General features: G+C 43.7%; 11 protein-coding genes. 8 read left to right on the forward strand and 3 right to left on the reverse strand.

Going from position 1 to position 10438, the window contains the following annotated elements; translation table 11 throughout:
* Positions 1-6 precede the first annotated feature (6 nt).
* The 6 genes from CHB59_RS11360 to CHB59_RS11385 all read left to right on the forward strand — a co-directional run bounded on the left by CHB59_RS11360 (position 7) and on the right by CHB59_RS11385 (position 7585).
* Positions 7-678: a response regulator gene (locus CHB59_RS11360; RefSeq protein ID WP_089376359.1), complete on the forward strand. Its 672-nt coding sequence runs from the start codon at positions 7-9 to the stop codon at positions 676-678.
* Complete coding sequence (locus tag CHB59_RS11365) at positions 675-2033, forward strand: sensor histidine kinase (RefSeq protein ID WP_089376360.1); 1359 nt, start codon at positions 675-677, stop codon at positions 2031-2033. The genes CHB59_RS11360 and CHB59_RS11365 overlap by 4 nt, the downstream gene beginning before the upstream one ends.
* A 317-nt stretch (positions 2034-2350) precedes the next feature.
* Positions 2351-3208: an HNH endonuclease gene (locus CHB59_RS11370; RefSeq protein WP_089376361.1), complete on the forward strand. Its 858-nt coding sequence runs from the start codon at positions 2351-2353 to the stop codon at positions 3206-3208.
* A gap of 124 nt (positions 3209-3332) precedes the next feature.
* Positions 3333-4571, forward strand: a complete 1239-nt coding sequence (locus tag CHB59_RS11375) for a DNA cytosine methyltransferase (RefSeq protein WP_089376362.1) — start codon at positions 3333-3335, stop codon at positions 4569-4571.
* A 15-nt stretch (positions 4572-4586) separates the two neighbouring features.
* Complete coding sequence (locus CHB59_RS11380) at positions 4587-6767, forward strand: ATP-binding protein (RefSeq protein WP_089376363.1); 2181 nt, start codon at positions 4587-4589, stop codon at positions 6765-6767.
* Complete coding sequence (locus CHB59_RS11385) at positions 6764-7585, forward strand: hypothetical protein (protein ID WP_089376364.1); 822 nt, start codon at positions 6764-6766, stop codon at positions 7583-7585. The genes CHB59_RS11380 and CHB59_RS11385 overlap by 4 nt, the downstream gene beginning before the upstream one ends.
* 3 nt (positions 7586-7588) lie before the next feature.
* Here the strand turns inward: CHB59_RS11385 and CHB59_RS11390 are convergent, their stop codons facing one another.
* The 3 genes from CHB59_RS11390 to CHB59_RS11400 are packed head-to-tail and all read right to left on the reverse strand — an operon-like array spanning position 7589 to position 9199.
* Positions 7589-8032: a very short patch repair endonuclease gene (locus CHB59_RS11390; RefSeq protein WP_089376365.1), complete on the reverse strand. Its 444-nt coding sequence runs from the start codon at positions 8030-8032 to the stop codon at positions 7589-7591.
* A 30-nt stretch (positions 8033-8062) separates the two neighbouring features.
* Positions 8063-8803: a hypothetical protein gene (locus CHB59_RS11395; protein WP_089376366.1), complete on the reverse strand. Its 741-nt coding sequence runs from the start codon at positions 8801-8803 to the stop codon at positions 8063-8065.
* Positions 8804-8854: 51 nt separating this feature from the next.
* Positions 8855-9199 carry a helix-turn-helix domain-containing protein gene (locus CHB59_RS11400; protein ID WP_245835129.1) on the reverse strand — a complete coding sequence of 115 codons (345 nt, stop codon included), beginning with the start codon at positions 9197-9199 and terminating at the stop codon, positions 8855-8857.
* Between the two features lie 48 nt (positions 9200-9247).
* Here CHB59_RS11400 and CHB59_RS11405 point away from each other — a divergent pair, with 48 nt between their 5' ends.
* Together CHB59_RS11405 and CHB59_RS11410 are read left to right on the forward strand one after the other, a co-directional pair.
* Positions 9248-9427 carry a MerR family transcriptional regulator gene (locus CHB59_RS11405; protein ID WP_245835130.1) on the forward strand — a complete coding sequence of 60 codons (180 nt, stop codon included), beginning with the start codon at positions 9248-9250 and terminating at the stop codon, positions 9425-9427.
* On the forward strand, positions 9427-10347 hold the full coding sequence (locus CHB59_RS11410) for a replication initiation factor domain-containing protein (protein ID WP_089376368.1): 921 nt from the start codon (positions 9427-9429) through the stop codon (positions 10345-10347). The genes CHB59_RS11405 and CHB59_RS11410 overlap by 1 nt, the downstream gene beginning before the upstream one ends.
* Positions 10348-10438: the final 91 nt, after the last annotated feature.

Below are 10438 nucleotides of genomic sequence, written 5' to 3' on the forward strand. Positions count from 1 at the left end.
AAAACCATGCGCATATTGGTTGTTGAAGATGATGCCATCCTCGCCGAGGGCACTTGCGAGTCGCTCTCCAAGGCGGGCTATGCCGTCGACCTGGCGGAAACCGGCACCAAGGCCAATGCCATGATAGAGGCCGGGCATTACGACATGCTGTTGCTCGACATCGGCCTGCCGGGTATGGACGGCTTCGAGGTGCTGCGCCGCCTGCGTAAGCACAACAGCAGTATTCCCGTCCTCATCATCTCTGCGCGCGACGATGTCAATTTCCGCATTTACGGCCTGGATCTTGGCGCGGACGACTTCATGCTCAAGCCTTTTGTCCTCGCGGAACTGCATGCGCGCACCCGCGCCTTGCTGCGCCGCCATACATTGAGCGAGCGCAACACCCTGGCCTGCGGCAAGCTGGTAGTGGACCTCGGCGCCCAGCGCGCCAGCGTCGATGGTGAGCCGATCGAGCTTTCTATCCGCGAATGGGACGTGCTGGTGTACCTGTTACGCAATCTCGGCAAAGTGGTGCGCAAGGAAGCCATCATCGAAACCTTGTGTGACTGGAAGACGGACATCAGCCTTAACGCGGTGGAAGTCTACATTTCGCGCCTGCGCAGCAAGCTGGACGCATACGGCATCCAGATTCGCACCGTGCGCGGCTTCGGCTATCTGCTGGAAGAGCCGGCGCCATGAAGGCGGCCAACAGCCTACGGAGCAAACTGCTGCGCTGGTTGCTGGTGGCGCTGAGCGCGCTGGTGGCGGTCGGCATCCTCACCGATTACTTCATGGCATTGGAACCCGCGCGCGAAGTGTACGACCAGCACCTGCTCAAGTTGGTGTACAACCTGGAGCGCTCGCTGCCGAATGACCCGGCACAGTGGCATGAGGCCTATCCAAAAATCGAGCGCACCTTATTGAGCAGCGAGCAGGATAGCTACGATGTGGCCAAAGCCGCCATTTTCGATCTTCGAGGCCAATTCCTTGCAGGCGTGGCGGACCTGCCCATCCAATTTCCCTCTGTCGACAATAAACCATATTTCTATGAGGCCAAATATCAGGGCGACCCGATCCGCGTCGTCGCCATCAAGAGTCCGACGCTGGATGCCGTGCTCTACCTGGCGGAAACCACCTACAAGCGCAACCGCCTGGTGCAGAAAACGCTGATCCACATGATCGTGCCCGAACTCATTTTTGCGATTTTCTCGATTATCGTGCTCTGGGTCGGGGTAGGGCGAGGTCTGCAGCCGTTGGCGCAAATCCGCGCCCAGATCAACGTACGCTCCGAAACTGACCTCAGTCCCATGGACGAAGGCAAGGCCCCGGTGGAAATCCGCGAGATCATTGTCGCGCTCAACTTGCTGCTTGCACGGCTCGATCAATCCCTCAAACTGCAAAACCAGTTCCTGGCCAATGCCGCACACCAGTTGCGTACTCCATTGGCAGGCTTGCAGATGCAGCTTGAATTGGCCTCCGGACAAAGCCCGCAAGAAAGAATGCAATCCCATGAACGCATGGTGATCAGTACTCGGCGCATCGTGCGTCTCGCTAATCAGCTATTGGCATTGGCGCGAGCGGAAGGAGAGGGTGAAGTCAAGCAGTTTGCCGAGCTGGATATCAGCAATGCGATTGAGGTCCAGGCTACGGAATGGTTGTTGCGAGCCGATGCGAAAAGTATAGACCTTGGCTTTGACCTGCATCCTGCTAAAGTCTGGGGCAGTCAGTGGCAAATCCAGGAAATGCTTGCCAACCTGGTCGATAACGCCTTGCGCTACACTCCCATGAACGGCAACATCACCATTCGCTGTAAACAACAGCAAGAGGTCGTAATCGAAGTGGAGGACAACGGCTCCGGAATCCCGCTAGATCAGCGTGAGAATGTCTTTAACCGCTTCTATCGCCTGGATGAAGGGCCTGAAGGCTGCGGCCTGGGGCTTGCCATTGTTCACGAAATTGTGCGCCATCATGGTGGACAGATTACTCTCGCAACAGCAGCCCATGGCGAAGGCGTCTTGGTACGGATCAAATTACCGGTAATAGCGCTGGAATGATCCTATTGATCCGTTGAGAGTTGGTTGTCATGCTGCAAATACTGTGATTCTATTGATTTTCTGGTCTGGAATGAACTTCCTTGAACAGGAAGATGGTGCCCGGGGCCGGAATCGAACCGGCACGCCCAAAGGGCGAGAGATTTTAAGTTTTCACACTTTTATATCAACATGCCCCATTATCCCATAAATTCATACCGTTACATGCTTGATATATTTCATGGAACGCCTACAGCCAATCTTCCGGTTGACTAATTGTTGTATATATCAAATAGTGTTTACTTCCACCGCATTCCTCACAACCTACAAGAAAGTATGCAATGGAGCTTTTCATTATTGGACAAGAATATATTCGCTCCCAGCTTTTGGAATTTACTGGGAGCAAACAACAACAAACAGGAGTGATTTGGGGAAATCTTGAGCCAGGATGCATGATTGTAACTTCAGGGGGCAGGCACGGTAAAAAAGTCGGATATTCTGATGAACCCTTACAAAATGGCTGTTGGTGGTATTTCGGACAAGGACAAAATGGGGATCACTCAATCACCAACCCAGCAAATGCAAGGCTTATTGAGGGAAAACGCTCTATCCTACTTTTCACCACCAGGGAACCTACAGCTAGCGAAGTCAGGCAACGCGGCAACTATCGGAAGTTATTTGCATTTCAGGGTACTTTCAATGTCTCCGGCTATGAAGTAGTGGTTCCTGAATCAGGCCCGCGGGCAGGGGATAAATTGCTTAAATTCCTCTTAGTCCCTGTCGAGTCCGAAGGCTATTTAGCAATATCTTCCCAAGAACTATCATCAGGAAACATTCAAACCCTGCGTAATGAATTGATTGGCAATACTGCTCCTGCATCCGTTATTACGGTCACTGCCTTGCGTGAATACAGGTTTAGGAGCCAAAAGGTTAAACGATACGCTTTACTAAGAGCCAATGGGACATGTGAAGCTTGCAACTCACCATCCCCATTTATTGATAGCAACGGAAATGGCTATCTAGAAGTTCACCACATATTACGCTTGGCTGATGATGGACCAGATGAACCTCAAAATGTTGCAGCAATCTGCCCAAATTGCCATAGACGAGCTCATCACTCCAATGACCGGGATGCCTTCCAACAGCAACTATTAACCGCGATCGCCACAAAAGAGGAATTGCTATCCAAGCAAATTTGATAATAAAAATAATCAATTAAATTCAATATGTTACATAAAAACAAACTTTCAAACTTGAATTCCTGGACATTCAATTTACAATTGTGTATATTCAGGGGTCATAGTACATAAAAATCATATAGTTATGGATAAAAAAGTTTTTATTGACCTGTTTGCGGGGTGTGGGGGGTTGTCACTTGGGTTAACCAATGCTGGGTGGCAAGGGCTGTTTGCTGTCGAAAGAACCGCCGATGCGTTCAAGACGCTTAAGCACAACCTGATTGATAAAAACACAGTCACGCCTTTCAAGTGGCCCGAATGGCTTCCTCAAAAGGAAATGACAACATCCGAGATCCTGGACAACTACAAGGAACAGCTTGCCAACCTAAAGGGCACTGTTGACCTGATTGCAGGTGGCCCGCCTTGCCAAGGGTTCTCGTTTGCTGGGCGTCGTAATCCCAATGACCCTCGCAATAAGCTAACAGAGCAATACATTGAAATCGTCAAGCTAGTACAACCCAAATACCTGCTTCTGGAAAACGTAAAGGGCTTCAAGTCACCATTCAAGGGGAGTGGTAGCGATATCGCCAAAAACAAGGTATATGCCGAGGTGGTCAAGGACAAGCTTGAGGAAATTGACTACAAGGTTTTCTACAAGGTAATCCAGGCTTCAAAATTTGGTGTTCCACAACCACGTCCCCGTTTCATCATGATCGCCATCAAGGATGGTGAGAAAATCGAAAAATCACCTTTCGACCTGATTGAAGAGTTCCTCCCTGAATACAGGAAATCCAAGGGATTAAAAGAAGTCGGGGAAATCTCTGTGAAAGAGGCCATTTCCGATTTAGAGATCACAGGGCGTGAGTTAATCGATTGTGAAGACACCAAGAACTTCAAACAAGTTAAATACTCTGCTGAGTCCCTGACAACCTACCAGCAACTCATGCGCTCAGGTGTCCAGGACAAATATAGCCCTAATAGCTTGCGCCTACCTAAGCACAAGACAAGCACACGCCTCCGGTTTGAAAAGGTCATAGATAATCCCGACAAATACAAAAAAGGGACTAGTTTGCCCAAAGCACAAATGGTCTCCTTAGGTACAAACAAGCGATCATTTACCCCACTACACCCAGACCACCATGCTTGCACCATCACTACTCTACCGGACGACTTGCTGCATTACAGCGAGCCACGAATACTTACCGTTCGTGAGAATGCCCGGATCCAATCATTCCCGGACTGGTTTGAATTTCAGGGCAAGTACACTACAGGCGGCCCTAAACGAAAAGAGGAATGCCCTCGCTACACACAAGTAGGCAATGCGGTTCCGCCACTTATGGCTGAGGCTTTAGGCAAAATTATTGATAAATTAAATAATGAATAATGGGGAGGGCACAACTTGTCCGAGAAACTTCACTTCATTACTAGCTCTGGAATAAAGAATATTGTTGGCAAGGATCTTATTACAGACAGATTTGTTGCAATTTTTGAGCTAGTAAAAAATGCTTATGATGCAAAAGCAAGCAAAGTTGTCGTCTCTTTCAATATAGACAATAGCTCCGAAACCAAATCACTTCAATCAATTGTCATCAGAGACAATGGAATTGGAATGAATCGTGATGATCTGGAAAAAAAATGGCTTCATTTAGCTTACTCTGAAAAAAAAGAGGGTCAAAGTAACTCAGGAAGAGCATTTGTAGGGTCAAAGGGAATTGGGAGGTTTTCTTGTGACAGTTTAGGATCAAACTTAACAATAACAACAAAAAAAACTAATGATCCTATAGAGCACATATTAAAAGTCGACTGGAAAGATTTTGAAAAATCTCTTGAAGATCGATTTGAAAGCATAGCGGTTGATTATAATTATCGCAAAGTTGAAGATGAGAAATTAGGCACGTCTTATACTGTTCTTAAAATAACAAACTTGCATCACCTTTGGGATGACGATGCAATAATCAAAGTGTCGGACAGTCTTCAGCGATTAAAAAATCCATTTAACGAAGATGATGGTTTTGAAATTTACTGCGGTGCTGATATTACAAATTTCTATTCCTCATTTTCCCAAATCCCTTCCAAATATCTGGTCAAGAGTAACATCTCCGAAGTTCTTCGTGATAAAAGTATTACAATAGAAACACAAATCCATGACAAGATAGTAGTAGACTTATTTGATAGGGGAAATCATATTTTCACCCTTGAAAAAGATAATGACACTATCCTTAAAAATGTGAATGTTTTTATCTCTATAAACTATCTCACAACTAGTGCAAAAGCAACATTTACGCGCCGAATGGGAATACAACCGGTTAATTATGGAAATGTATTTATCTACAGAAATGGATTCCGTGTAAGCCCATATGGAGATAAAGATTTCGATTTATTTGGGTTAAATATTAGAAAGACTCAAGGACATAGTAGATACATTGGAACGCGTGAAATTATTGGCTATATAGATATATCTGATCAGTTTGGTATATTCAAGGAAACATCTTCCCGCAACAATGGGTTCATTGAAAATGCTCATCTTGATGTATTGAAAGATGTATATATGGATTATGCACACAAACTATTAGAAAGGTATGTGTTGCTAATCAACTGGGGGGAAAACTCAGACACTGCCACCGAGTTTTCTTTTGATTCAGTTAATACATCCGAAGCGGAAAAGTATAAAAAAAGTTTAACTAGCAAAGTTAATGGTGGATTTTCACTAAAATTCTTTTCCGATACGGTATCATTTGAAGACAATAATCCCAAAAAGAAACTTGAACAGATTGCAGCATCCCTTCCTGAGAAAGAAAGAAGCGAAGTCAGTAGAGTTATTGATAAGTTTGAAGACTTGCAAAGAGAGCGCCAAGAACAAGAAAGATCTTTGTTTAATCAGCATCAGACAATTACTGCTCTAAAACTGCAAAATGAAAACATACTAAAAAGAAGAAGTGAAAGCGAATTTGGCGAACAATTAAGCCACCACTTTCCTGCTATGGCAGATAGATTAAAAAATGCAGTAATTGAACTTCAGGCTCTAGAGTTAGATTTACCTGCAAGTCAAAGTAATCAATATTATGCCGCGCTTCGAAAAATCAGGCGTACAGAATATGAGTTGCGTGCATTCAAAAACCTGCTTCTTAATACAAGTATTGATCTTCGCTCTCCGCAGGTTATCAACTGGTTTGACTTAGCCAACCAGTTCATTAGAGATAAAAATGGTGCCGCCATAAAGCTAAATTGCTCTTTCTCATCTCCCGATATAGTTCCTATGTGGGATATTGCAGCTAATGCACTTGAAGTTTTTATTATGTATGAAAACTTCTTCCGAAATTCTGTTGAACACCAAGCCACTTATCTTCAGTTTTATTTTGAAAACAACACTCTAATCATATCTAGCGATTCGACACCCATCTTGCAAGAAAACCTTCAATCTATTTTTGAACCAGGTTTCTCCACAAAAGCAAATGGCACTGGAATTGGACTTAACCAAATTAAGACATTCTTGAATAGACTTCAGCTCGACATACACGCTGAATCTTCTAATAATATAGTTAAATTCATTATTCAACAAAGGGGAGGTAGTAACCAATGAGGCTTGATTTTAATATTATTGTTGTTGATGACGACCTGAATGATGATGATAACAATCCAGACATTAAAGCACTAATTCAACAACTAAAATATAAAGTTCAATCGAAGGGGTTCATTCCAAATATTGATGAATGCTTAAATATTGATGCTGCGCGGTCAAAAAGCTCGAACAGGACAGACCTTTATATTAGTGATAATAATCTTGGAAACAACCCCAGCCAGAAACAATCTCAGCCAGTTTCTGAAAACGGCGGGATTGAATATTATCTTCACCTTAAGCAAAATCATCTTAGCGATTTTGTTCTTTATACAAGATCAAAAAAAGACAGCATTATCGAAAAATTAACTGCTGACCTAAATAACACAAAAGATCCAAATTTATTTACAAGATTTACCTTTGTGAGTCGTGAAGATGGAGGTATAGATTGGCATCAACCAATTTTAGCGGTTATAGATCACATCCTCACAAAGCGTGAAGAGTTAAACAACATTCGCGGACTTTATGCTCAAAAAACTTCTGAGATTGACCTTTTCTTAAAAGAAAAATACAAGCGAAGGGACTCAGAATCATTTCATGACACGATTGAGGGAATTCCAAGAAAGGACTATGACAAGAAAATCATTAGTGATTTACATAAAATCCGAGGAATCCGCAATGGACTAATGCACAACAGCGAAACATTTTGCACCAAGAAGAATCAATATGTAATAAAATTTATTTTTGGTGGGGAAAATTACGAAATATACGAGAATGATTTACAGAAATATCGTGATGAATTGTATCAAACTCACAAAACAATTATTGTTGCGACGATCTAGGAATCAAGAAATATTATTCTGAGAAGGGGAAGAAATTTTTAACTCTTCCCCGTTGATGAAACTCACTAAAACTTCAATTAGTTTTTTACTATCCCTGAGCTCACACTCCCAAAGTATAAGTACACGCCAGCCTAACAAGATGAGTTCCTGATACTGCTTTTCATCTCTCTGGATATTGTTTTGTATCTTTTTTTGCCAAAACTCATTATCTGGAATTTTTGCTATTAAGCAGTTGGGGTGTCCATGCCAGAAACAACCATGGATGAATATTGCCTTCTTTCGTCCAGGGAAAACAATATCAGGTTTTCCGGGTAAGTCTTTTTTATGTAGCCGGTAGCGATAGCCGAGTTGGGTAAGTAGCTTTCGCACCAATAACTCAGGCTTGGTATTTTTTGACTTTATAGAGCGCATGATCTTACTACGCTTTTCTTTAGTTAGATTGTCCACTTTATGAGATGTGAGCAATAAATACCCTAATTATAACAATAGCCCCAACCACTCTTTTAGCTTGTCTTCTGATTGATATAAATCTAAATCAAACTCTTCCCTTGAATCCCTAAGCTGCTTTAGTTTATTCCATCGCGACGTTGCGTGTGATTCCCTCATTCTATGCACACTGTTCCCAGATATTAAGAAATACTCTTCCGTCGACTCTTTTAAGCTATCTTCATAATTAACTTTAATAATCGTCTTAGGTTGGGTCATCAACCAACCTGTATCAAGACTATTAATTTTGATAAGTGTTTCATACATCTTCTTGTTATTATCAATGCCAATTAAAGTACTGAGCTCACCCTTAATTAACTCGGATGGAAAACTTGCTATAAAATAACTATTAACAATCTTCTCGATAGTTTTATTATTTCGTGCAGGCAGCTTTATGGAGTCTAGCTCTACCCAAGTTATCTGTTGAAAGTCAAAGTTATATGCTGGCCCACCTTCGTTTGAAATAATAATTTTACGATCGGTCATAAACCTTGTAGTAGGATCTTCTATAGACAATGCCCTTACTTGTATTGCTGGCTTTATTTGGATTCGGGCGGCTTCAGCCTGTAAATCTGCTACGCGGTATTGCATAAATGAAACACCCAGGGCAAATAGTGTTATTACCACGCCTATTACTGTAGTCCATCGCTCAAAATGGGTCATTAATTCGGAAGACGTTTCTTCCGTAGCTTGGACATTGCGTCTAAGCCTCGTGCGCTTGAGTCGGCCCATCCGCCTCCTCCCCTTAATTTCTAAACCATCGTTGTTTTACTTCTCGAGCGATTAACTCGCATTTTTCTGATCTTCCAATTCCTTGGCCAAAGCTTCTAACTCTGGGTTTCGCTGCTTTACTGATGTGTTATCAGTTAACAAGTATGCTGCGTACTCCGGCCAATGATCTGCAATAGCCTCTAAAACACCAGCTTTCGGTTCGTGTCTATCCTGCTCAATACCAATCAGTGTTCCTTTGGGAATACCAGTGGTATCTGCAAATTCCTGCCTACCCATACCTAAGTTTTCTCGGATAGCTCTAATTTTTTTTCCAACAGCGCTTGACATATATACGTAAATATACTTACAGTGTGACTTAGCGTATACGTAAATATACGTATAGATATCCAATGACATGCAAAGGGGTCTTTTACGATTATGGACACCTCTATAGATACAAGTCAAATGCCATCTGTACCCGTGATGTCGCGCAAAAAATTTGCAGAGATTGTCGGCGTGACAGAAGACACCGTCACAGGCTGGATTAATCGTGGTTATTTGCCTGTGGTTGAGATCGGCAAATATCGCCTTGTGAATCTTGCATTGCTCAACAAACATGCTCTGGATCAGGAGTTTTCACTGTAATGGCTTCCATCAAGAAACGTCCGATCCTCCACGCTGATGCTCATGTGTTGGCACATGCACGCATTACCCCTGACGACCTCAACAAGATCAATGCAGGCTTAAAAGATCATATCAACGCAATGGAGGCGGCCATCGCGGGGGCGTTCCCGGCGCCAGCCGGTGGCGCCGCCGTGTTGGCCTCCCCCCTAGGTAATACGGGGGGAAAGTCCATAAACCTGGTACTTGAGGGTGGAAAAATCAAGGAAGTGTTACCCCGTAAACACTATTCATCCAAGGTATGTTTTATTGACTGGTTGAATTTCACGGTACATGAGGACACCTTCCAGATTCTTGAACATGCTGTGACCGATAAGGAAGTCATCATGTCCATTTCCATGGCATGTGAATCCCTGTTTGGGTTTGGCATTACTGCCAAGCGGGATAAGGGCGCACATTTCTACCATAGCTCCTATGTCCTGGGCGATAACTACGGCCTGATTTGTTATGGCGGTCAACGTAACACTGTCATGGTCTCCCTATCTGGTGACGGATGTGCAGCTGCTCGTAATGGATGGGAGCGGCGGGTATTTGATTTTCTCAAGTCAGCCCAGTCTCCCAAGATCACCAGAATTGACCTTTCACATGACGATATAGAGGGCAATCGCTTTTCCCCTGAGTTGCTGGAACAGTGCTACGAGAATGGAGGATTCAATTGTGGAGGGCGTAATCCTGATATTGAGCTGCGCGGCAACTGGAAAAATCCTAATGGTAAGGGGCGAACCGTCAATATTGGCGTACGCTCAAATGGAAAGTTTTTCCGAGGCTATGAGAAAGGCAAGCAGCTTGGTGATGCAAATTCGCCATGGATGCGGCTTGAAGTTGAATTCAAATCAGTTGACCGAGTTATACCGTTTGAAATACTTAAATTTCCACACGAGTGAATCGCCCCTACTATTCTAGACAGTCTCCAGCCCCTCGAAATAACGCTTTTCATACTCTACTGGCGATAGGCCATTATTGAAACTGTGTCGA

Source organism: Methylobacillus rhizosphaerae (assembly GCF_900187985.1).
Classification (GTDB): domain Bacteria; phylum Pseudomonadota; class Gammaproteobacteria; order Burkholderiales; family Methylophilaceae; genus Methylobacillus; species Methylobacillus rhizosphaerae.